We start from the raw sequence: 22,517 nt of genomic DNA, 5'->3' as shown, positions 1-22,517 counted from the left end.
TGTGAGCGATTCCGCGGCGGCATCAGATTGGGTGAATCCCCTTCGGGACAGCACCGACAAACGGCTTCCGCACATTGCGGGGCCCTGCGCCCTGGTGATTTTCGGTGTTACCGGCGACCTTGCCAGGCGCAAGCTCATGCCAGCCATCTACGACCTCGCCAACCGTGGACTGTTGCCGCCCGGATTCGCTCTGGTCGGGTTCGCCCGGCGTGACTGGACGGACGAGGACTTCGCAAACGTCGTCCTCGAAGCAGTCAAGGACGGTGCTCGCACCAAGTTCCGTCAGGACGTGTGGGAGCGGCTCGCCGAAGGCATCCGGTTCGTGGAGGGCAGTTTCGACGAGGCCGAGGCCTTCCAGAACCTGTCCGACACGTTGGCGACGCTCGACAACGAGCGTGGCATCGGCGGCAATCACGGCTTCTACCTCGCGATTCCGCCCAACGCATTCCCTCAGGTCCTCGAACAGCTGTCCGCCTCCGGCCTCGCGCAGGCCGAGGACGGTCAGTGGCGGCGCGTGGTCATCGAGAAGCCGTTCGGTCACGACCTCGAGAGCGCTCGCGAACTGAACGCCGTCGTCAACAAGGTGTTCCCCGAGGACACGGTCTTCCGTATCGACCACTACCTCGGTAAGGAAACGGTCCAGAACATCCTGGCTCTGCGCTTCGCGAATCAGTTGTTCGATCCGATCTGGAACGCGCACTACGTCGACCACGTTCAGATCACGATGGCCGAGGACATCGGCCTCGGTGGACGCGCCGGGTACTACGACGGCATCGGCGCGGCCCGTGACGTGATCCAGAACCACCTGCTGCAATTGCTCGCGTTCACGGCGATGGAAGAACCCATCAGCTTCGAGCCGCTCAATCTGCAGGCGGAGAAGATCAAGGTCCTCTCTGCCACTCGCCTCGCAGAACCCCTCGACGAGACCACCGCCCGCGGCCAGTACGCGGGCGGCTGGCAGGGTGGGCTGCCGGTGGTCGGACTCCTCGAAGAAGACGGCTTCGCAGCGGACTCCATCACGGAGACCTTTGCCGCCATCACCCTCGAGGTCGACACCCGCCGCTGGGCGGGTGTGCCGTTCTATCTGCGCACCGGCAAACGACTCGGCCGTCGCGTCACCGAGATCGCAGTGGTGTTCAAACGGGCACCACACCTGCCGTTCGACAAGACGATGACCGAAGACCTCGGCCAGAACGCTCTGGTCATCCGCGTGCAGCCCGACGAGGGCGTCACCATGCGGTTCGGCTCGAAGGTTCCCGGATCGAGCATGGAAGTCCGTGACGTCAACATGGACTTCTCGTACGGTCAGGCTTTCACCGAGTCGTCACCGGAGGCGTACGAGCGGCTCATTCTCGACGTGTTGCTCGGCGAGCCGTCACTCTTCCCGGTGAATGCCGAAGTTGAATTGTCTTGGGAGATCCTCGATCCCGTCCTCGAACACTGGGCTGCCGGTGGTAAGCCGGAACCCTACGAGGCCGGAACGTGGGGACCACCGTCTGCGGACGAAATGATGCAACGCACCGGACGCGAATGGAGGCGACCCTAGTGATTCTCGATTTGCCGTCCACCACCACGGTCCAGGTCAGCAAGAAACTGGTCGAGGTACGTAAGACCGGCGGCGCTGTCACCTTGGGACGAGTGTTGACGCTCGTCGTCTGCACCAGGGACACCGGGAACGCCGAGGAAGCCATCGAGGCCGCCAACGAAGCCAGCCGCGAGCACCCTTGCCGCGTCATCGTGCTTCTGCGTGGCGACGAGCAGAGTGAGCCTCGGCTCGATGCTCAGATCCGTGTCGGCGGCGACGCCGGCGCCTCGGAGGTCGTGGTCCTGCGTCTCTACGGTCCGCTTGCGGATCACGAGAGCAGCGTCGTCATCCCGTTCCTGCTCCCCGACACCCCAGTAGTCGCGTGGTGGCCTCTCGAGGCACCCGAGATTCCGGCGAAGGACCCCGTCGGGAGGCTCGCGATACGGCGCATCACCGATGCCACCGGTGCCCCTGATCCGACGGCCACCATCAAGGGGCGACTCGCGTCGTACACCGCCGGTGACACCGATCTCGCCTGGAGTCGCGTCACCTACTGGCGCGCGCTGCTTGCGTCGGCTCTCGATCAGCCGCCGCACGAGAAGATCACCTCCGCAGTGGTCTCCGGTCTCAAAACCGAACCGGCACTGGATATTCTCGCCGGTTGGCTGGCGGCCAAGATCGACGGTCCGGTCATTCGGCGTACGGGTGAGCTGACCGTCGAGTTGAAGCTCGAGACCCGCAGCATTTCCATCAGTCGCCCGCAGGAGGGCACGACTGCAACGTTGATCCGCACCGGTCAGCCCGACGCGCTGGTTTCTCTGGGTCGCCGAGAGACACGCGATTGCCTCGCCGAGGAATTGCGTCGACTCGATCCCGACGAGATCTACGAGGAAGCTCTGGCTGGATTGGAGAAGGTGACCTATGAGTGATGTTGTCGTAGAGAAGTTTTCCGACGCCGGCCAACTCGTCGATGCTGCTGCCGCACGCCTGGTCACGACCATCGTCGAGGCCCAGAAGGCTCGCGGAGTCGCATCCATCGTTCTGACCGGTGGCGGAACCGGGATCGCACTTCTCGAGAAGTTGCGGAATGCTCCCGGCGACATCGACTGGTCTCAGATAGACCTGTACTGGGGTGACGAGCGGTTCCTGCCGTCCGGCGATCCCGAGCGGAACGAAGTGCAGGCTCGAGAGGCGCTCCTCGATCATGTGCCGGTCGATCCCGACCGGGTGCATGCGATGGCCGCATCCGACGGTATCTACGACGGTGATCCCCACGGTGCGGCGACGGCGTACGAACAACTGCTGGGCGCTCAGGCACACGGCAATCAGGTTCCGACCTTCGACGTGCACCTGCTCGGCATGGGCGGCGAAGGACACGTCAACTCGTTGTTCCCGCACACCGACGCCGTTCGAGAAGAAGCGCGGTTCGTTGTCGCGGTAACGGACTCCCCCAAGCCGCCACCGGTTCGCATCACGCTGACGTTGCCCGCTGTTCGGCGTGCCAAAGAGGTCTGGTTACTCGTCTCCGGCGCAGCAAAGGCCGAGGCCGTTGCCAAAGCGGTTGGTGGTGCCTCGGCCGAGGACTGGCCGTCCGCCGGAGCCACCGGTTTGGTTGCGACGCGTTGGTTCCTCGATACAGACGCTGCCTCGCAGCTTCCGTGATCTGATTTTCACAGATCTGATTTTCACACCGGCCGGGAATCGTCTTCGGGCGATTCCCGGTCTGGTGGAAGGTCGACGACTTTCTCACAGCGGCGAGTTTCGATTACCCGCCGACTCCGGATAAAATGCGAATTTCCTTTTGAAGGAACGGAACTCAATCCCGAGATCCCGTTCCTCCAACGGGCACTCTGCCCGACACAACGACTCATCTCTCCCCCTGTTTCGCTCCCCCGAGCAATTACTACCTTGGACGCCGCGGATCGAGGTTCGGTTCCGCAGATCGCCGTCGCTCTTGAACGAAGCAAACCGGGCGGGAACAATCGAACAATGTCGTGGACACCGAATCCGGACGCTCTCCGCGGGCGAGTAGCTGTTGTTGCCGGGGCGACGAGGGGCGCCGGACGCGGAATCGCCGCAGCCTTGGGCGAGGCGGGTGCAACTGTCATCTGCACTGGTCGGAGCACATCTGCCGGGATACTTCAGTCGGACTACCCGCGCGGCGAGACCATCGAAGAGACTGCGGAACTTGTCACCGCACTGGGCGGCGTCGGAGTGCCGATTGCCGTCGATCACCTCAAGAGCAAACAAGTGGCTGATCTCGCCGAACGCTTGCGCGCCGACTACGGACATATCGACATCTTGGTCAACGACATCTGGGGCGCGGAATTGCTCAAGGGTGGGCCGGCGGAGTGGAACACACCGGTATGGGAACACGATCTGGACAAGGGCTTTCACATCTTGCGCCTGGCGATCGACACTCACATCACCACGTCGCATCACCTCCTGCCGCTGATGATCGATCGACCTGGTGGACTGGTCGCCGAAATAACCGACGGCACTACTGAATACAACGCGTCGAACTATCGCATCTCGGTGTTCTACGACTTGGCGAAAGTATCGGTGAACCGGCTCGCCTTTTCACAAGGCCACGAATTGGCCCCGTTCGGATGTACTGCCGTCGCCATCACTCCGGGGTTCCTGCGATCGGAGATGATGCTCGACAATTTTGGTGTCGGCGAATCGAATTGGCGTGACGCTTTGTTGCCGAATCGGGATGGCCCGACTGCACCTCCGGATTTCGCACGCTCCGAGTCACCGAGATTCATCGGACGTGCGATCGCGGCTCTCGCCGCCGATCCGAACCGGAAGCGATGGAATCAGAGATCTGTCAGTTCCGGCGAACTCGGAACCGACTACGGGTTCACCGACGCCGACGGGAGCCGACCCGATTTTTGGCATCACCAACGCTGAGCGTAACTAGTCAACGATCTTCCGACGAGCCGTCTACCTCGCGATACGACCACCCCCGCAGAAAGCGCCTAGCGTTGGTCAGATACGCGCGCAGATGCGTGAGCATGCCGGCGAACTCCCAAGGTTCCACATTTTTCATACCTAATGGTCTCATTTACCCCCCAAGTCGCCATCAGTGGGAGTCGGAGTGCGATTAGGATCCGAGCATGGCCGAATTCGCGACGATCGACGAATATATCGCGTCGTTTCCCGCCGACGTGCAACCAGCCCTCGAAAGCATCCGCGAGACGATTCACAACACGGTTCCAGGCCTCGATGAAACCATCAGCTATCAGATGCCGACCATGACGGTGAACGGCAAGAACCTGGTTCATTTCGCAGGCTGGAAACACCACATTTCGATGTACCCACTGCCGGCGGGTGACGCAGAGTTCGAGAAGTCCGTCGACCCGTACCGATCCGCGAAATCAACCGTGAAGTTCCCGCTGAACAAACCGATCCCCCTCGATCTCGTGGCTCGGATCGTCGAATTGCTCGCGCGGCGCCACTAGCCTCAGTTCCCGTCGGAGCCTTGTGAGAACGTATGGCCGTGCAGAGACAACCCATCCGACGCATCAAGGCCGGGCCATCGTCGGGCGCAGACGTAGGCAGCTGGCCGATGACGGTGCCTGCGGTCGCGCAGATCGTTGAGGACGGTCTCGAACTTCCACCGGGTGTCACGATTTTGGTCGGCGAAAACGGAGCCGGGAAGTCGACCGTCATCGAAATTCTTGCCGCCGTTCTCGGGCTCAATGCCGAAGGCGGGTCGACCAATACGCGGCATCAGACCCGATCGAGTGAACCGGGCGGCCTCGGCCTTCTGGTCGAGCGGAGCCCCGGCGCATCGAAATGGGCGTACTACCTTCGGGACGAAACCTTGCACGGGTTGTACACGTACCTGGAGGACAACCCCAATCCCCGGCACCCTGAACCGCAATATCATCAGCTTTCCCATGGAGAAGCGCTGCTCGAGATCTTGTCGTCGAGGACCTCCGACGGCGGGTTCTATCTCATCGACGAACCCGATGCCGCCCTCTCCTTCCAAGGAACGTTGACGCTCGCCGCGTTGCTCGGTGAGCTGGTGGACTCCGGCGCACAGGCAGTGATCGCGACGCACTCGCCGATCATCGCGGCGCTCCCGAACGCCAACCTGCTCGAGATCGGCGAATGGGGAATCAGAACCGCAGGATGGGAAGACCTCGATCTCGTCTCGAACTGGCGACGGTTCCTTCACGACCCACAGACGTACCTGCGCCACCTGATCTAACCTGGAACTCCACCCCCAGGAGGCCTCCATGGCATACGACAAAGCGCTAGCTGAGCGTATCCGCGACGCGCTCTCGGGCGAGGACGACGTCGAGGAAGTAAAGATGTTCGGTGGCCTGAGTTTCATGGTCAACGGGAAGCTGGCCGCCAGCGCGAACTCACACGGCAATATCATGGTTCGTTGTGCCCCCGATCGTGTCGACGAGCTTCTGACGCACAAGGGTGCAAGTTGGCCCGAGATGCGGGGTAAGCCGATGAGCAAGGGATGGATCGTCGTCGACCGAACCGGAACGAGTTCGAACGTCGAATTCAATGCGTGGATCAAGGAAGCGCTGGACTTCGTTCACTGACTGGGTACTGCCGGTTCGATAAATTTCGGTCGATTCGGCAAAAGTGAACTGGGCGGCCCTTAGACTCCGGAAAAGCATTGGATTGGGCGCCTCGACGCCGCGGAGGAAAGGTGGTCCGTCCCGTGACGTTCACACCCAATCAGCCGGATCACCAACGCGCCTTCGGCTTTCAGCCACCGACGACCCGCGCAATTCCCTCCCTCATGCCCGACCGTTTCGGACCGAATCTCGTCGGATCGTTGTGGGCGTGCGCCGGAATCGTCGCCGGCAGCCTCGGCCCGTGGACGTCGTCTTCCACCCTCGACCACAGCGGTATGGACGAATGCGGGGCGATCACTCTCGTCCTCGCGATGTGCGCGGTCACTGCACTGATAGCGATCATGGTCCGCGACGTCACCCCCGAGATGAAAAATCACTGCACCGGACCGCTGGTGGGAATCGCTGTCTTGATCGTTGCCGTCGGAAACGCCGCGGCCATCGTGGGACGTAGTACCGAGGTCGCCGGGCCGTCCATCGGGTGGGGACTGTGGGCGGTCATCGCGTCTGCAGTGATCCTGTGCGTCACGTCATCGACCGTCGCGCACCTGATCAGGTTCCAGGCGGCAATGATCACAAGGTCCTGATCAGCGGTCACAAGGTCTTGATCAGTGGTCACAAGGTCTTGATCAGACCGCCGTCGATCACGAAGTCCGCGCCCGTCACATTCCCCGCACGATCGCTGGCGAGGAACAACACCAGGTCGGCAACCTCTTCGGGGAAAGTAAACCGCCCAGTCTCGGCGCCGGCCGCGGCACTTTCGACGATGTCGTCGGCGGCTGATCCACTCGCCTTCGCCAACGTCGATGCCACACCGTGCTTACCTAGCCACAACTCCGTTTGCACCGGCCCAGGACTGACGGTGTTGACGCGGATCCCTTTCCCGCCCAGCTCTTTCGACAACGACTTCGAGAAGTTGGTCAGTGCTGCTTTGGCGGCGCTGTAGTCGATCACCGTGGGGTCGGGCAGGAAGGCGTTGACCGAACTGATCGTCACGATGCTCCCGCCGCCTCGGCGGATCAACTCCGGTAACGCAGCGCGAACCGTGCGCACAGCCGACAAGAACGTCAGATTGAACGACGACGCCCACTCGTCGTCCGTGATACTTGCGAAACCACTGGTTCTCGGGGTGACAGCACCGACATTGTTGACCAGGATGTCCACGCCGCCCCTGCCTGCTGCGACTTCGAGCAGTCGGGTTGAGCCTTCGGCACTCGCCAAATCGACCGCTACAAACGTGATACGGCCCCCGGGCTGCAACGATTCGAGCTCCGGTGAGAGCGTCCGAGAGCCGGCGACAACATGGACGCCCTCGGCTACCAACGCCCGCGTGACAGCCAGTCCGATGCCTTTTCCCGCGCCGGTGACCACGGCAGTTCGCCCGTCCAATTGCAGATCCACTGCGGTCCCCGTTCGGTCCTGTGCGCAGCGGGAGGTGTGCGTGCGACAGCCCTAGAGTCGCCGCACGCACACCGTGGTAAACCTGCCGGCCTATCCGCTGTCATTCCTAGCCACTGTTACACCTAGCCACTGTTACGAAGTGCAGTGGCCAGGCCGTTCATCGTCAGTTGGATGCCTCGACGTACTTGATCGCTCTCGTCGCCGGACCGGTATCGACGGATCAACTCGACCTGTAGATGGTTGAGAGGTTCGAGGTACGGGAACCGGTTGTGGACCGAACGCTCGAGGCCCGAGTTGTCGGCAAAGAGGTTCTCGTTTCCCGTGATTGCCTTGTACATGCGAATTGTGCGTTCGTGCTCGTCGGTGATCATTCCGAAGACTCGATCGCGTAATTCGGCGTCGGGTACGAGGTCCGCGTATCGGGCCGCCAAACCGAGATCCGACTTCGACATCACCATGGCCATGTTCGAGAGCACGGTTCGGAAGAACGGCCACTTCTCGTACAGGGCCGTCAACGTGGCAAGCCGACTGTCGTCTCCGTCGATCCATCGTTCGAACGCGGCGCCGGTGCCGTACCAACCCGGAAGCATCACGCGAGACTGACTCCACGAGAGCACCCAGGGAATTGCACGCAGGTCGGAGATCGCCTTGGTCTGCTTGCGAGAGGCCGGGCGAGAGCCGATGTTGAGTGCCCCGATCTCGGCGACCGGTGTGGACGCTTCGAAGTACTGCACGAATCCTGGTGTGTCGTGCACCAGTTCGCTGTACGCGGTGCGGGCGAGGGCAGCAAGCTCGTCCAATACCGCATAGGCCGCGTCTGCATCGCTGCCGAGACCTTCGACGTCGAGCAACGTCGACTCGATAGTCGCTGCGATCAGTGTTTCGAGGTTGCGATGCGCCAGCCGCGGTTCGGCGTACTTGGCGGCAATCACCTCACCCTGCTCGGTGATTCGCAAAGAACCAGCGACTGCACCGGGAGGCTGAGCCAGAATCGCTTCGTAGCTCGGTCCGCCGCCACGTCCGACCGTTCCGCCGCGGCCGTGGAAGAGTCGCAATCTGATTCCGCTCTTACGCGCGGCATCGACAAGGTCGAGCTCGGCACGGTACAGCGCCCAGTTGGCAGCTAGATAGCCACCGTCCTTGTTGGAATCGGAGTACCCGAGCATCACTTCTTGACTGTCACCGCGGGACCGCACGATCGCACGGTAGATCGGGATGTCGAGCGTCGCCAGCAGTGTTTCGGCGCCGCCCTGCAGATCCTCGATCGTCTCGAACAACGGAACGATGCCGATCGGGCAGGAGGGTTCGCTGCCGACGCCCGGATCGAGCACCCCGACCTCTTTGAGCAGCACTGCGGCTTCGAGCATGTCACTGACCGAGGTACACATGCTGATGATGTAGTTGGGTACCGCACCCGCTCCGAGAACCCGCACTGCCTTCGCGCCGGCCGCCATGATGGCCAGTTCCTTGGTGGTCAATTCACTGAACTCGGCGTCCGGCGAAGTCAGCGGTCGCCTCGTGGTCAGCTCGGCCGCCAACAATTCCACTCGCTCGGCCTCCGGCAACGACGCGTAGTCCGGGTGAACTCCGGCCCACGCCAGAAGTTCTGCGACGACGCTTTCGTGTACCTCGGAGTTCTGCCGCATGTCCAGACCGGACAGGTGAAAGCCGAACACCTCCACCGCTTCTCGGAGCCGGTCGAGTCGATCGTCGGCAATGGTCTCGTCGCCGAAACGACGCAGCGAGGTGTCGATGATTCCGAGATCCCGCTGTAGTTGTGCCGGATCGGTGTACGCCTCGAGACCGTCATCGGAACCGTGAGCGGGCAACTCCCCCAGCACCGACAGTGCGGTGGCGCTCAATCGCCCACGGATACCGCGAATCGCGCGCCGGTACGGCTCGTCGGCCCGGAATGCCGAATCGTCGCCGGAAGTGGACGCCAGCAGATCGAGTTCGGGCGTGACGGACACCAACCGCGCCGACATCGACAGTTCACGCTCGAGATGTTCGAGTTCCCCCAGATGATGCTCGAGAGCAGTTGCCGCAGCGCGCGAAGTCGCGCGCTGGACGATTTCGCCGGTCACATACGGATTGCCGTCCCGGTCACCGCCGATCCACGAACCCGGCCTCAGGATCGGTTCCGGCAGAAGGCCAGCTTCCGGCCAACGCGCGCGCAGAGCTTTGCGAACCTCCGCATTGATCTTCGGAATCACCTCGAACAACGCCGCGTCGTAGTAGCGAAGGCCCACCTCGATTTCGTCCTGGATACGCAGGCGGCTGAGCCGGATCAGAGCCGTCTGCCACAGGGTCAGGATCTGACGGCGCAATTGCAGATCGACGTCATCGGTTTCGGCGGCGCTCAGCGCCGTGCGCTCGCGGTATCGCATCAACTCGGTGATCCGACTCTGCGTCTCGAACACCGTGCGGCGACGAGTCTCCGTCGGGTGAGCGGTGATGACGGGCGAGACCAAGGCGCCCCGCAACGCTTCTTCGACGGTGGCCGAGTCGATATCGGCCGCATCGAGTTTGGTGTACGTGGCCGCGAGAGTGCTGTCTCGGGGCGGTTCACCCGCGTTGACGTGGATGGCCCGTCGACGCTCGCGATGGATGTCCTCGGCTAGGTTGGCGAGCAGCGCGAAGTGACTGAACGCACGGATGACGGGAATGGCGTCGTCGGTACTGATTTCAGCGAACAGTGACACCAGTTCTGCGCGGTCGATCTCCGACCGACGGACTCGGAACGACTCGACACGGGCTCGCTCGACAAGATCGAAAACATTGTCGCCGGCTTGCTCTCGCACTATTTGTCCGAGTATTCCGCCGAGAAGCCGGATGTCTTCGCGCAGCGGCTCGGTGGCCTCTCGCGGTGTTTCTCGATGCGACGCGGTTTCAGTCATCACACAATTATCGACCGAAACAAAGAACCCCGCTCGATAGGCGGGGTTCCGTGTCTGAAATTCGTGGGTGAAGAATTACCGACTGCACGAGCCGACAATCAGGCGAACTTGATCTCCAGGCCGATGCCGACGATCGAGATGAGCCAGATCAATGCGGTGAAGACCGTCAACCGGTCGAGGTTCTTCTCGACAACAGTCGATCCGGACAGGCTGGACTGGACACCGCCACCGAACAGACTCGACAAACCGCCGCCCTTACCGCGGTGCAAGAGCACCAAGGCGATGAGGAGCAAGCTGGTGACGACCAGCAGGATATCCAGGAACAGTTTCATGTCTGTCTACGTCCACCAATCCAATAGGGACAACTACAACCGATAACACCATACAGGCGCGCACAGATAGCCTGACCACATACCCGCCTTGCACACGCCTCTGCACCCGGCCAGGCACGACTCTTGGTCAGTGGCATCGATCACACTGTCGAGATACCGATTCAGTAGTTTTTCAGTTGACGCGACTCTACCTCCGAAAGGCCCGCTCCATGCTTTCCGACACTGCCCTGCCCGACACTCCACGCCTGGCTTCGATTCACAACTTCCGCGATGTGGCCGGCCCCGGGTACGTCACGACCAGTGGACAGGCGATGAGCCGCGGAGTCTTCTACCGCGCAAATGTTCTGACGCCCTCGCCCGAGGATCTCGCAATCGTGGAATCGCTGGGGCTGACAGCCGTCTACGACGTTCGATCCGAAACCGAAGCGAACGAAACTCCCGACATCGTGCCAGCTCCGGCGATGTACGCCCACATTCCCATCCTGTCCGGCAACATCCACGCCGAGGCAATGGCTCTCCGAACAGCTGACGCTGCAACAGCTTTCATGCAGAACATCAATCGTAGTTTTGTCGCGGACCCCGTCACTCGGAACGGATTCTCACAGTTGTTCGCCGCCCTGGCGACCACCGACGGACCGCAACTCTTCCACTGCACGGCGGGCAAGGACCGAACAGGTTGGGCGGCAGCACTACTGCAGACACTCGCCGGTGTGCCGCGCGAAACGATCACGGCGGACTACCTGCTCACGAACACGTACTCGGCCGAGTACATCGATGCAACAGTCGCGAAGATCGCCGCTGCCACAGATGCAGAGAAGGGCGAGGTCATCCGACTGCTGCTTTCCGTCGACGCGAGTTACCTGGGCGCCGCCTTCGAAGAGGTGGACCACCACTACGGGACCGTCGAGAACTATCTGACCGCCGGGTTGGAGCTTGCTCCCGAACTCGTCGGCGCTTTGGAAACCAAACTCGTGAGCTGACTTGCGAACAAAAAACTGCGGGCGTGTGACCTATTCGGTCACACGCCCGCAGTCTTGGTCTCGAGCAGTTTCAGCTCACTACCCGATCATCACGGGAGTGGACCGCCTGCAGCGATCGCAGACAGTGTCGCGAACTCGTCAGCCTTGAGTGACGCGCCGCCGACAAGAGCACCGTCGACGTCGGTCTGGCCGACGATCTCTCCGACGTTCTTGGAGCTGACGCTACCGCCGTACAGGACGCGAACGCCGGCTGCGACCTCGGCGTCGGCAAGTTCGGCGACTGTTGCTCGCACCGCAGCGCACACTTCCTGTGCATCTGCGGCAGAAGCGACACGGCCGGTGCCGATGGCCCAGACAGGCTCGTACGCGATGACGATCTTGGAGATCTCCTCCGCGCTCAGGCCCGCCAACGAACCCTTGAGCTGGTCGACGTTGTAGGCGACGTGATCGCCCGCTTCGCGGATCTCGAGGCCTTCGCCGATGCACACGATCGGCGTGAGGCCGTTCTTGAGAGCGGCCTTGGTCTTCGCGAGGACGGTCTCGTTGGTCTCACCGTGAAGGGTGCGACGCTCCGAGTGACCGACCACGACGAAGGTGCATCCGAGCTTGGCCAGCATGGAGCCGCTGATCTCACCCGTGAACGCGCCCGAGTCCTGAGCCGAGACATCCTGCGCGCCGTAGGTGAGGAGGAGCTTGTCGCCCTCGATCAGCGTCTGGACGCTTCGGATGTCGGTGAACGGCGGGATAACCGTGACGTCCACTTTGTCGAAGTACTTCGCAGGCAAGGAGAAAGCGATCTTCTGCACCAGGGCGATAGCCTCGAGGTGGTTCAGATTCATCTTCCAGTTGCCGGCGATCAACGGCTTACGTGCCATGTCGGATCAGCCTTCCAGTACTGCGATGCCGGGCAGCTCTTTACCCTCGAGGTACTCGAGGGAAGCGCCACCACCGGTGGAAATGTGCGAGAAGCCCTCGTCCGGGATACCGAGCTGACGAACGGCTGCTGCGGAGTCGCCGCCGCCGACGACGCTGAAGGCACCCTTCTCGGTTGCCTCCACGATTGCCTCGGCGACACCGCGGGTGCCTGCCTCGAACTTCGGGAACTCGAACACGCCCATCGGGCCGTTCCAGAACACGGTCTTGGCGCCGGTCAGGATCGCGGCAAAGCGCTTGACCGACTCCGGTCCGATGTCCAGACCCATCCAACCGTCGGGAATCTCGTCGAACGGAACGATCTTCGACTCGGCATCGGCCGAGAAGGAGTCCGCGACAACAACATCCTGAGGGATGTGGATGACGTCGGCGTACCGGTCGAGGAGATCCTTGCAGGTTCCGATCATGGACTCTTCGCACAGCGAATTGCCCACGGACACACCCTGAGCCGCGAGGAACGTGTAGAACATTCCGCCGCCGATCACCAGAGTGTCGACCTTCGGTGCCAGTGCCTCGATGACGGCCAGCTTGTCCGAGACCTTGGAGCCGCCGAGCACCACCGCGTACGGACGCGCTGCGTCCTGCGTGAGCTTGGCGAGCACCTCGACCTCGGCGCCGACGAGGTAACCCGCGTAGTGCGGGAGCAGCTTCGCGACGTCGAAGACCGACGCCTGCTTGCGGTGAACAACACCGAATCCGTCGGAGACGAATGCGCCGTCGTCACCGACCAGCTCGACGAGAGCCTTGGCGAGCTTGACCCGCTCGGCTTCGTCCTTGCTGGTCTCGCGAGGGTCGAAACGGATGTTCTCGAGCATCAGGACGTCACCGTCGGTGAGTCCTTCGGAACGAGCCAGCGCGTCCTGTCCTACGACGTCACCGGCGAGTTGCACGTTGCGACCGAGGATTTCGGCCAACTTCGCAGCAACCGGTGCGAGGGAGAACTTGGGATCGGGCTGACCGTCGGGGCGCCCGAGGTGCGCGGTCACGATGACCTTCGCTCCACCCTCGGCAAGTGCCCGCAGGGTGGGAGCGGACGCGACGATGCGGCCCGGGTCCGTGATTTCTCCGCCATCCAACGGGACGTTGAGGTCGGAACGCACCAGTACGGTGCGCCCCTCGACCCCAGCGTCCAGCAGATCCTTCAGCGTCTGAACTGCCACTGTTATCGAAACTCCGCTCAGAGAGACTTGGCGACGAGGCCGATGAGGTCGGCGAGGCGGTTGGAGTAGCCCCACTCGTTGTCGTACCAGGAAACGATCTTGACCTGGTCGTCGATGACCTTCGTCAGACCCGAGTCGAAGATCGACGAGTGCGGGTCGGTGACGATGTCCGAGGAGACGATCGGTGCGTCGGTGTACTTCAGGATGCCCTTGAGGGGTCCTTCGGCAGCAGCCTTCATCGCGGCGTTGATCTCGTCGGCGGTGGCCGACTTCTTCAGGTTCGCGGTGAGGTCGGTGACCGAGCCCGTGGGGATCGGCACGCGCAGTGCGTAGCCGTCGAGCTTGCCGAGCAGCTGCGGGAGAACCAGGCCGATTGCCTTGGCTGCACCGGTGCCGGTGGGAACGATGTTGAGGGCGGCTGCCCGGGCGCGACGGAGGTCTGCGTGCGGAGCGTCCTGCAGGTTCTGATCCTGGGTGTACGCGTGGATCGTGGTCATCAGACCCTTGACGATGCCGAACTCGTCGTCGAGAACCTTGGCGATGGGGCCGAGGCAGTTGGTGGTGCACGACGCGTTGGAGATGATGTTCTGGCTGCCGTCGTACTTGTCGTCGTTGACGCCCATGACGATGGTGATGTCTTCACCCTTGGCCGGAGCCGAGATGATGACCTTCTTGGCGCCGGCTTCGAGGTGCCCCTTGGCCTTTGCGGCGTCGGTGAAGATGCCGGTGGACTCGACGACGACGTCGACGCCCAACTCGCCCCAGGGAAGTTCGTTCAACGGGCCGCGGTGTGCGAGGGCCTTGATGCGCTGATCGCCGACAACGATCGTGTCGTCACCGTCGAGCGACACGTCGTACGGCAAACGGCCGAGGATGGAGTCGTACTTCAGCAGGTGAGCGAGCGTCGCATTGTCAGTCAGGTCGTTGACTGCCACGATCTCGATATCGGTGGTTCCGAGCGCCTTCTGCGCATCCACCGCCCTGAAGAAGTTACGTCCGATACGGCCGAAACCGTTTACGCCAACCCGGACAGTCACAATTCGCTCCTTTGACCATGATTCTGGTGTGCAACTTGACCCACGCATACTCCGAATCCGTGTGTGCACGACGCGGACGTGGGGTTCATCGGTCGATGTGACTCATACCCTAATGCGCGTGGCCCGAACGTGCGCAGCCCACCCTGACGGAGGGCAGGTCACCCCTCTTCGAGTAGCTCCGCATTCACTGCCGATTCGGTGTCGGGTATGCCCGTTTCCTTTGCCTTGCGATCAGCCATGGACAGCAGGCGACGGATACGTCCGGCAACGGCGTCTTTGGTCATCGGCGGGTCCGCCAACTGGCCCAGTTCCTCGAGGGACGCCTGTCGATGCTCGACGCGCAGTGCGCCCGCCGCGGCGAGGTGATCGGGCACGTCCTCGCCGAGGATCTCCAACGCACGCTCGACGCGTGCAGCAGCGGCAACGGCAGCGCGAGCCGAGCGTCGCAGGTTGGCGTCGTCGAAATTGGCGAGACGATTGGCGGTGGCGCGGACTTCGCGTCGCATCCGTCGCTCCTCCCACACCAGACGCGTGTCCTGGGCTCCCATTCGGGTCAGGAGATCACCGATGGCCTCGCCGTCGCGGATCACCACACGATCCGTTCCGCGAACCTCACGTGCCTTCGCCGAGATGCCGAGACGCCGCGCAGCTCCGACCAATGCCAGTGCGGCTTCCGGGCCCGGGCAGCTGACTTCGAGCGCCGACGAACGGCCGGGTTCGGTCAGGGAACCGTGCGCGAGGAACGCTCCGCGCCAAGCTGCTTCGGCGTCGCCGACACTTCCGCCGACCACCTGCGCAGGCAAGCCGCGAACCGGGCGTCCGCGAAGATCGAGTAGTCCCGTCTGGCGGGCGAGCGCCTCACCTTCCTTCGCCACACGCACGATGTAGCGAGCGGACTTACGAAGTCCGCCTGCACTGAGTACGTGAACGTCGGCGCTGTAAGTGAACAGGTCGAAGATCTCCCGGCGCAGACGTCGCGCCGTGGAGCCCAGATCGACCTCGGCTTCGACGACCACCCTGCCGCCGACTATGTGGAGTCCACCGGCAAAGCGCAGCAACGCGGAGACCTCTGCCTTGCGGCAGCTGACCTGAGTCACCACTAACCGGCTCAGTTCGTCCTTGACCTCCGCTGTCATTGCCACGAAGCGTTCTCCCTCTGTTCTTCGGAATACTGTTCTTGCCGGGAAGGCTGTTCTTGCCGGGAACGCTGTGTCGAATCCCCCACTGCCGCACTGCTCGACAGTTCGGCCAACACGTCGGCCAGTTTTGCCGGATCGTGTACATGCGCTGCGCCCGGTGAGGTGTCCGCGACTTCCGCGTACCTCACTTCGGCCGAAAATTGATCCGCCGCACGCTGCAGATGTTCACGTTCGCGCCCGGCCGGTACCGACGCCGAGTCGACCACCACGTAGTCGACCCGGAAATCGGGCACGTGTTGGGAGAGTACGTGCAGGTGACGCTCTGCGGAGAATCCGGCGGTCTCCCCCGGCTCGGGGGCGAGATTGAGCACCAGCACTTTTCGAGCCTTCGTCGACGAGAGTGATTCGACGAGTTCGGGTACCAGGACGTGCGGGATCACGCTCGAGAACCACGATCCGGGTCCGAGGACCACGAGATCGGCACGATCGATCGCGGTCACGGCGTCGGGGCACGCGGGCGGATTGGACGGGAGCAGTCTCACGCGCCGGACCTTGCCCGGCGTCGTCGCGACGGCAACCTGTCCACGAATGCAGCGGCTGACGCGGGGGTCCTCTTCGAGTCCTTGAACGTCGGCTTCGATCTCGAGCGCGATCGGCGACATCGGCAACACACGGCCACGGATTCGCAGCAGTCGCGCCATCTCGTCGAGCGCGACCACTGGGTCACCGAGCACCTCGGTGAGGCCGGCCAGGATGAGATTGCCCACCGAGTGCCCGGCGAGCGCGCCGACACCGCCGAAGCGATGCTGGATGGTCCGCGTCCAGTCGACTATCTCGGGTTCGTCGGACGCCAGAGCCGCCAGCGCCATCCGTAGGTCGCCGGGCGGGATGACGCCGAGCTCGGCGCGCAGCCGGCCCGAGGAACCTCCGTCGTCGGCGACCGTGACCACCGCGGTGACGTCGACCGTCAGGCGTCTGACGGCTTGGAGGGTGGCGAACAATCCGTGCCCGCCACCCAGAGCGACGATGGCCGGCCCCTCGAGTGCTTCCGGCGAGCGCTGTGTCGGTTCACTCATTCGCGCCCCAGATCCCGGTGCACGATGCTGACCGAGATGTCTTCCTCGGAACCCAGACGCCTCGCGAGAGCTTCGGACATGGCCACGCTGCGGTGCTTACCGCCGGTGCACCCGACCGCAATTGTCATGTAGCGCTTTCCTTCTCGTCGATATCCGGCGATCGTCAAATCCACCAGATGACGGTAGGTGTCGAGATAGTCTTCGGCGCCCTCTCGGGACAACACGTAGTCGCGGACGTCGGCATCTTGACCGGTGTGCGGACGAAGTTCGGGGATCCAATGGGGATTGGGCAGGAATCGAACGTCACAGACGAGATCGGCATCCATCGGCAGGCCGTACTTGAATCCGAACGACTGAACCGTCACCTTCATCGTGCGGTTGGCATCGTTCCCGAACGCCGTTTCGATCTTCTGACGCAGCTGATGAGCCTTCAACGCCGACGTGTCGATGACCAGATCGGCGGCCGCCTTCACCACTGCCAACTGCCGACGCTCGGCTGCGATCCCCTCGGACAACGTGCCGTCGATGCCGTCGTTCTGCAAGGGATGGCTGCGGCGCACCTGTTCGAACCGCCGGATCAACACGTCGTCCGATGCTTCGAGGTAGAGCACCCGGGTGTGGATCGGTTCCGCCTCGAGTTCGGTGAGCACCCAACCGAGGTCTCCGGTGAAGAGTCGACTCCGCACGTCGATCACGACGGCGAGACGATCGACCGGCGGATCGGAGGTCAAGCTCAGACCGACCATCCGGGAAATCAGCTCAGGTGGCAAATTGTCCGCGACATACCAGCCGAGGTCTTCGAGCACCTTGGCCGCGGTACTCAAACCTGCTCCGGACAATCCCGTCACCAGCAGGAAATCCATCGTTCGACTGTCTTTGGCGCTGTCGGTAGTCACTGTGCACTCGGCCCCGTCGTCGGCATGGACAATTCTCGCGACTCGGAGCCCTCGTCACCGCTACCGGATTCAGCGCTGGGCGCGTCAGCAGACGTAACAGACGATTCGGATTCCGTGTCCAGCTCATCATCCCCTACCGCGGCGGGCAGCGCTCGAGCTTCAGCACCCGCATCGGCCGCAGCCGAATCCGTTCCCAGTGCGGCCAGAACTGCTGTGGCGGTGGTCTCACCGATACCAGGGACCTGCATGATCTCCTCGACCGTTGCCGTTTTCAGCTTCGCCACGGAACCGAAGTGAGCCACGAGAGCGGTACGACGGGTTTCACCGAGCCCCTTGACCGAGTCCAACGCCGAAGCCGTCATGCGCCTCGAGCGCTTGCTGCGATGGAACGTGATCGCGAAGCGGTGAGCTTCGTCGCGGATGCGCTGCAGTAGGTACAGCGACTCACTCGTTCGGGGAAGGATCACCGGATCTTCCTCGCCCGGCACCCAGACCTCCTCGAGGCGCTTGGCCAACCCGACCACCGCGACGTCGGTGACCCCCAACTCGTCGAGGACAGCAGCTGCCGCCGTGACCTGAGGGGCGCCGCCGTCCACGACGAACAGATTGGGCGGATACGCGAAGCGCCGAGGCCGACCGGTGGCCGGGTCGATCGCCGCTTCGGGAGCGAGATCCCCGCCGTCCGCGTCCATGGTCGACGCCGAGGCCGCCAGAACGCCCAGGTCGCGGTTGTGGCGCAGGAACCGCCTGCGCGTGATCTCGGCGATACTCGCCACGTCGTCGGAATGACCGTCGCCGGCAGCTTCCTTGATCGCATAGTGCCGGTAGTCCGACTTGCGCGGAAGCCCGTCCTCGAACACGACCAGTGACGCCACGACGTCGGTTCCCTGGACGTGACTGATGTCGATACATTCGATTCGTAGCGGAGCCGAATCGAGATCCAGCGCTTCCTGGATGCCCTGCAGCGCCGCAGATCGTGAAGTGAAATCCCCGGCACGCTTCAGCTTGTGCTGCGCCAGAGCCTCTTTCGCATTTCGCTGGACTGTTTCGGCGAGGTCCTTCTTGTCGCCGCGTTGCGGAACCCGCAGTTGCACTTGCGATCCCCGAAGCTCGCTCAACCACGCCTGGATCTCGGTCACGTTGGCCGGCAGAACCGGCACGAGAACTTCCTTGGGTACGGCGCTGATCCCGGCCCCGGAGCCCGCTCCCGGGTCGAGGGCCGCCTGCTCGCCGTAGAACTGCGTGAGGAACTGTTCGACCAGAATCGGCAGGTCCGACTCGGCGTCGAGCGCAGCCCAGTCGATGGCGTCGCCTGCCTTCTCCACGACCCATCCACGCTGACCACGCACACGTCCGCCGCGCACGTGGAACACCTGGACAGCGGCCTCGAGATCATCGGTGGCAAAAGCGACGAGATCGGCGTCGGTGCCGTCACCGAGCACCACTGCCTGCTTCTCGAGTGCCTTACGCAAGGCTCCGATGTCGTCGCGCAGACGAGCTGCGGTCTCGAAGTCGAGATCCTCGGAAGCCTGCTGCATGCGCTTCTCGAGGTCTTTGACCAGCTTGTCGGTGCGGCCGGCGAGGAAGTCGCAGAAATCTTCGACGATCTGTCGATGCTCGATGGCACTGACGCGGCCGACGCAGGGCGCCGAGCACTTGTCGATGTAGCCGAGCAGACACGGACGGCCGATCTGGTTGTGCCGTTTGAAGACTCCGGACGAGCACGTTCGTGCGGGAAAGACTCGTAGCAGCAGATCGAGAGTTTCGCGGATCGCCCAGGCATGGGAGTAGGGACCGAAGTACCGGACGCCCTTGCGCCGCGGACCGCGGTAGACGAACAACCGCGGGAACTCTTCGTTGAGCGTCACAGCGAGAACCGGATACGTCTTGTCGTCGCGGTACCGCACGTTGAACCGCGGATCGAATTCCTTGATCCAGTTGTACTCGAGCTGAAGCGCTTCGACTTCGGTGCTGACGACGGTCCACTCGACGCTGCCGGCAGTGGTCACCATCTGCCGCGTACGGGGATGAAGCGTCGTGACGTCCGCGAAGTACGAGTTCAAACGTGAACGGAGGCTTTTCGCCTTACCGACGTAAATGACCCGACCATGCGGATCACGAAATTTGTAGACGCCCGGCGCGGCCGGAATGGTTCCGGTAGCGGGGCGGTAAGTCGAGGGATCCGGCACGGTTTCAGGTTAGTCGCCGCCACCGACCGACTCGGAAACGCGCAGGATGCGGGCACCGAATCGGCCGGAAGACGTCAGTTGCTCTTGTGCGCGACCGGTGCGTAGCGGTCGGCGAGTTCGCGGAACTTACCGACCGTGTCGACGGCGTACTCGCGGTCGTTGGACTGGATCGCCATCACTGCCATGTACTCGTCGTCGGGCAATTCGATGCGTGCCCAGGCGGCGCCGTCGGGGAACGAGAGCCCCTCGAACAGATCCCAGTCGACGATCTTCTCGCCCAGGATGTTTCGTACGGCGATTCCCTGCTTACCCACCTTGACCCGAGGCCGGGTCAACATCAGTACACCGAGAGCAAGAACGGTGCCGATGCCGGCCATCGCAATTTGGTCCGCGGCGCGGAAGTACACACCGGTGGACCCCTGGCGGAGCAGGAGCGCAAGTGTGACGTGAACGATCACCAGAAGGACAGCGACGCCGATCGCGTACCGCGTCGATTTACGCGGTGAGGCGATCAGTTCCCAGTTCTCGTTGTCGCCGGGTGTGCTCATCGAAACGAATCCTCGGTCCATGGTGCTCGGAGATGACGCAGGGTCACTGCGGTGTCCAGTGCGGCGGCGCAGGCCTGTGCGCCCTTGTCCTCGACGCTACCCGGCAGACCCGAACGGTCAAGAGCCTGCTGCTCGGTGTCGGTGGTCAGGACACCGTTCCCCACGGGAGTACTTTCGTCGAGCGAGACGCGTGTGAGGCCGGCGGTGACCGCGTCGCACACGTACTCGAAGTGCGGAGTACCACCGCGGATGACGACGCCGAGTGCAACAACGGCGTCGTGGGTGCGAGCCAACGCCTGCGCAACGACCGGCAGTTCGATCGCACCGGCGACACGGACCAGTGTCACGTCCTTGATCTGTGCCTGCTCGGCGACGCGCTGTGCGCCGGCGATCAGGGCCTCGGAAATCGTCGCGTGCCACTGCCCGGCAACGATCGCCAGCTTCAGATCCTTGGCCTCGGCGATCGCGAGCTGCGGCTGACCTTCGCCGCTCACAGTGCGGTTCCGGGCTGTGCTGAGTCCTGGTTCGCCTCGTACTCGTCGAGTCCGATCAGATCGTGGCCCATCCGGTCGCGCTTGGTGCGCAGGTAGGTGAGGTTTTCGGCATTCGCGCGCAGCGGCATCGGAACGCGGTCGGTGATCTGCAGGCCGTAGCCGTCCAGACCGACACGCTTGGCCGGGTTGTTGGTCAGCAGGCGCATCGACGAGATACCCAGATCGACGAGGATCTGCGCACCGATGCCGTAGTCGCGGGCGTCGGCCGGTAGTCCGAGTTCGAGATTGGCGTCGACGGTGTCGGAACCGGCGTCCTGGAGCTGGTAAGCCTGCAGCTTGTGCATCAGACCGATGCCGCGACCCTCGTGTCCGCGCATGTACAGGACAACGCCCCGGCCCTCCTGAGCGACCATGTCCAGTGCAGCATCGAGTTGCGGGCCGCAGTCGCACCGCAGCGAACCGAAGACGTCGCCGGTGAGGCACTCGGAGTGAACGCGGACGAGTACGTCGCTACCGTCACCGTCCGGGCCCGCGATGTCGCCGCGCACCAGCGCGACGTGCTCGACCTCGTCGTAGATGCTCGTGTAGCCGACAGCGGTGAACTCACCGTGACGGGTGGGGATGCGGGCTTCGGCGATACGCAGCACGTGCTTCTCGTGCTTGCGACGCCACGCGATGAGGTCGGCGATCGAGATCAGAGCGAGGTTGTGTTCGTCGGCGAAGACTCGCAACTCGTCGGTCTGAGCCATCGCGCCCTCGTCCTTCTGGCTGACGATTTCGCAGATGACGCCGGCGGGACGCAGGTCCGCCATGCGGGCGAGGTCGACTGCGGCTTCCGTGTGGCCCGGACGACGCAGTACTCCGCCTTCCTTCGCGCGGAGCGGCACGACATGGCCGGGACGAGTGAAATCGTTGGCGCCGGTTTCGGGGTTGGCGAGCAGACGCATCGTCGCAGCGCGGTCCGATGCCGAGATACCGGTACCGATTCCCTCACGGGCGTCGACGGTCACGGTGTAGGCGGTGCCGTGCTTGTCCTGGTTGGTGGCGTACATCGGGGGCAGGCCCAACCGATCGCAATCGTCACCGTCGAGCGGCACGCACAGGTAGCCGGAGGTGTAGCGAACCATGAACGCCACCAGTTCCGGGGTGGCCTTCTCGGCGGCGAAGATGAGATCGCCTTCGTTCTCACGATCCTCGTCGTCCACAACGACAACAGCTTTACCTGCAGCGATATCTGCTACTGCGCGCTCGATACTGTCGAACCTGGTCACGTGCTCGCACTCCAAAGTCTTGACTTTTCACATCA

The 22,517-nt window shown here is 63.1% G+C and carries 22 protein-coding genes; 9 read left to right on the top strand and 13 right to left on the bottom strand.

The genetic code is table 11. The features are described 5' to 3' along the window. Position 1: 1 nt before the first annotated feature. From zwf to ACFT1A_RS04295, 8 genes are all read left to right on the top strand, one after another. Positions 2–1,546, top strand: coding sequence for a glucose-6-phosphate dehydrogenase (zwf, locus tag ACFT1A_RS04330; RefSeq protein ID WP_003944956.1), 1,545 nt, complete (start codon positions 2–4; stop codon positions 1,544–1,546). Further along, entirely contained in the window at positions 1,546–2,454 is a 909-nt protein-coding gene (opcA, locus tag ACFT1A_RS04325; RefSeq protein ID WP_095970270.1) for a glucose-6-phosphate dehydrogenase assembly protein OpcA, read from the top strand. The genes zwf and opcA overlap by 1 nt, the downstream gene beginning before the upstream one ends. Beyond that, entirely contained in the window at positions 2,447–3,187 is a 741-nt protein-coding gene (gene pgl, locus ACFT1A_RS04320; protein WP_378445961.1) for a 6-phosphogluconolactonase, read from the top strand. Before opcA ends, pgl begins: the two co-directional genes overlap by 8 nt. Before the next feature lie 327 nt (positions 3,188–3,514). Beyond that, complete coding sequence (locus tag ACFT1A_RS04315) at positions 3,515–4,438, top strand: SDR family oxidoreductase (RefSeq protein ID WP_378445960.1); 924 nt, start codon at positions 3,515–3,517, stop codon at positions 4,436–4,438. A 206-nt stretch (positions 4,439–4,644) separates the two neighbouring features. Further along, positions 4,645–4,989 carry an iron chaperone gene (locus ACFT1A_RS04310; protein WP_378445959.1) on the top strand — a complete coding sequence of 115 codons (345 nt, stop codon included), beginning with the start codon at positions 4,645–4,647 and terminating at the stop codon, positions 4,987–4,989. A gap of 32 nt (positions 4,990–5,021) precedes the next feature. Beyond that, positions 5,022–5,744: an AAA family ATPase gene (locus ACFT1A_RS04305; protein WP_378445958.1), complete on the top strand. Its 723-nt coding sequence runs from the start codon at positions 5,022–5,024 to the stop codon at positions 5,742–5,744. A gap of 28 nt (positions 5,745–5,772) precedes the next feature. Then, positions 5,773–6,093, top strand: a complete 321-nt coding sequence (locus tag ACFT1A_RS04300) for a TfoX/Sxy family protein (protein ID WP_230815565.1) — start codon at positions 5,773–5,775, stop codon at positions 6,091–6,093. 122 nt (positions 6,094–6,215) lie between these two features. Further along, positions 6,216–6,716, top strand: coding sequence for a hypothetical protein (locus ACFT1A_RS04295; protein ID WP_378445957.1), 501 nt, complete (start codon positions 6,216–6,218; stop codon positions 6,714–6,716). A gap of 28 nt (positions 6,717–6,744) precedes the next feature. On the opposite strand, the gene ACFT1A_RS04290 is transcribed toward ACFT1A_RS04295, so the two are convergent. The 3 genes from ACFT1A_RS04290 to secG form a co-directional block, all read right to left on the bottom strand. Continuing rightward, complete coding sequence (locus tag ACFT1A_RS04290; RefSeq protein ID WP_378445956.1) at positions 6,745–7,530, bottom strand: oxidoreductase; 786 nt, start codon at positions 7,528–7,530, stop codon at positions 6,745–6,747. Between the two features lie 122 nt (positions 7,531–7,652). Then, a complete protein-coding gene (gene ppc, locus ACFT1A_RS04285; protein ID WP_378445955.1) occupies positions 7,653–10,427 on the bottom strand; it encodes a phosphoenolpyruvate carboxylase in 2,775 nt (924 codons plus the stop codon). 98 nt (positions 10,428–10,525) lie between these two features. Beyond that, positions 10,526–10,759: a preprotein translocase subunit SecG gene (gene secG / locus ACFT1A_RS04280; RefSeq protein ID WP_095970190.1), complete on the bottom strand. Its 234-nt coding sequence runs from the start codon at positions 10,757–10,759 to the stop codon at positions 10,526–10,528. A 209-nt stretch (positions 10,760–10,968) separates the two neighbouring features. Here secG and ACFT1A_RS04275 point away from each other — a divergent pair, with 209 nt between their 5' ends. Next, positions 10,969–11,739, top strand: coding sequence for a tyrosine-protein phosphatase (locus ACFT1A_RS04275; protein WP_378445954.1), 771 nt, complete (start codon positions 10,969–10,971; stop codon positions 11,737–11,739). Positions 11,740–11,828: 89 nt separating this feature from the next. Here the strand turns inward: ACFT1A_RS04275 and tpiA are convergent, their stop codons facing one another. The 10 genes from tpiA to ACFT1A_RS04225 form a co-directional block, all read right to left on the bottom strand. Then, a complete protein-coding gene (tpiA, locus tag ACFT1A_RS04270; protein WP_019748390.1) occupies positions 11,829–12,614 on the bottom strand; it encodes a triose-phosphate isomerase in 786 nt (261 codons plus the stop codon). A 6-nt stretch (positions 12,615–12,620) separates the two neighbouring features. After that, positions 12,621–13,832 (bottom strand): phosphoglycerate kinase, encoded by a 1,212-nt coding sequence (locus ACFT1A_RS04265; RefSeq protein WP_283304640.1) that lies wholly within the window; start codon positions 13,830–13,832, stop codon positions 12,621–12,623. Positions 13,833–13,849: 17 nt separating this feature from the next. Next, a complete protein-coding gene (gene gap / locus ACFT1A_RS04260) occupies positions 13,850–14,869 on the bottom strand; it encodes a type I glyceraldehyde-3-phosphate dehydrogenase (protein ID WP_003944851.1) in 1,020 nt (339 codons plus the stop codon). A gap of 158 nt (positions 14,870–15,027) precedes the next feature. Beyond that, positions 15,028–16,011, bottom strand: a complete 984-nt coding sequence (gene whiA / locus ACFT1A_RS04255) for a DNA-binding protein WhiA (RefSeq protein WP_230815559.1) — start codon at positions 16,009–16,011, stop codon at positions 15,028–15,030. Beyond that, positions 16,002–17,084 (bottom strand): uridine diphosphate-N-acetylglucosamine-binding protein YvcK, encoded by a 1,083-nt coding sequence (gene yvcK, locus ACFT1A_RS04250; RefSeq protein ID WP_378445953.1) that lies wholly within the window; start codon positions 17,082–17,084, stop codon positions 16,002–16,004. The genes whiA and yvcK overlap by 10 nt, the downstream gene beginning before the upstream one ends. After that, the gene (gene rapZ / locus ACFT1A_RS04245) at positions 17,081–17,980 is read right to left on the bottom strand and encodes an RNase adapter RapZ (protein ID WP_172436543.1); all 900 of its coding nucleotides are present in this window, start codon (positions 17,978–17,980) and stop codon (positions 17,081–17,083) included. Before rapZ ends, yvcK begins: the two co-directional genes overlap by 4 nt. Further along, a complete protein-coding gene (gene uvrC / locus ACFT1A_RS04240) occupies positions 17,977–20,169 on the bottom strand; it encodes an excinuclease ABC subunit UvrC (RefSeq protein ID WP_378445952.1) in 2,193 nt (730 codons plus the stop codon). The genes rapZ and uvrC overlap by 4 nt, the downstream gene beginning before the upstream one ends. Positions 20,170–20,243: 74 nt before the next feature. Beyond that, on the bottom strand, positions 20,244–20,717 hold the full coding sequence (locus ACFT1A_RS04235; protein WP_378445951.1) for a PH domain-containing protein: 474 nt from the start codon (positions 20,715–20,717) through the stop codon (positions 20,244–20,246). Next, positions 20,714–21,211, bottom strand: coding sequence for a 6,7-dimethyl-8-ribityllumazine synthase (ribH, locus tag ACFT1A_RS04230; protein WP_230815555.1), 498 nt, complete (start codon positions 21,209–21,211; stop codon positions 20,714–20,716). The genes ACFT1A_RS04235 and ribH overlap by 4 nt, the downstream gene beginning before the upstream one ends. Continuing rightward, positions 21,208–22,482, bottom strand: coding sequence for a bifunctional 3,4-dihydroxy-2-butanone-4-phosphate synthase/GTP cyclohydrolase II (locus ACFT1A_RS04225; protein WP_230815554.1), 1,275 nt, complete (start codon positions 22,480–22,482; stop codon positions 21,208–21,210). Before ACFT1A_RS04225 ends, ribH begins: the two co-directional genes overlap by 4 nt. Positions 22,483–22,517: the final 35 nt, after the last annotated feature.

The organism is Rhodococcus sp. NPDC057135, from assembly GCF_042670865.1.
Lineage (GTDB): Bacteria > Actinomycetota > Actinomycetes > Mycobacteriales > Mycobacteriaceae > Rhodococcus_F.
Note: the sequence above shows the minus strand (reverse complement) of the source record. Positions and strands in the feature narration are given on the sequence as shown.

Excerpts from the sequence above, each read along its gene's own strand:
- pgl (WP_378445961.1), top strand. The coding sequence starts at position 2,447 with ATGAGTGATGTTGTCGTAGAGAAGTTTTCCGACGCCGGCCAACTCGTC.
- ACFT1A_RS04315 (WP_378445960.1), top strand. The coding sequence starts at position 3,515 with ATGTCGTGGACACCGAATCCGGACGCTCTCCGCGGGCGAGTAGCTGTT.
- ACFT1A_RS04310 (WP_378445959.1), top strand. The coding sequence starts at position 4,645 with ATGGCCGAATTCGCGACGATCGACGAATATATCGCGTCGTTTCCCGCC.
- ACFT1A_RS04305 (WP_378445958.1), top strand. The coding sequence starts at position 5,022 with ATGGCCGTGCAGAGACAACCCATCCGACGCATCAAGGCCGGGCCATCG.
- ACFT1A_RS04300 (WP_230815565.1), top strand. The coding sequence starts at position 5,773 with ATGGCATACGACAAAGCGCTAGCTGAGCGTATCCGCGACGCGCTCTCG.
- ppc (WP_378445955.1), bottom strand. The coding sequence starts at position 10,427 with ATGACTGAAACCGCGTCGCATCGAGAAACACCGCGAGAGGCCACCGAG.
- secG (WP_095970190.1), bottom strand. The coding sequence starts at position 10,759 with ATGAAACTGTTCCTGGATATCCTGCTGGTCGTCACCAGCTTGCTCCTC.
- ACFT1A_RS04275 (WP_378445954.1), top strand. The coding sequence starts at position 10,969 with ATGCTTTCCGACACTGCCCTGCCCGACACTCCACGCCTGGCTTCGATT.
- tpiA (WP_019748390.1), bottom strand. The coding sequence starts at position 12,614 with ATGGCACGTAAGCCGTTGATCGCCGGCAACTGGAAGATGAATCTGAAC.
- yvcK (WP_378445953.1), bottom strand. The coding sequence starts at position 17,084 with ATGAGTGAACCGACACAGCGCTCGCCGGAAGCACTCGAGGGGCCGGCC.
- ACFT1A_RS04235 (WP_378445951.1), bottom strand. The coding sequence starts at position 20,717 with ATGAGCACACCCGGCGACAACGAGAACTGGGAACTGATCGCCTCACCG.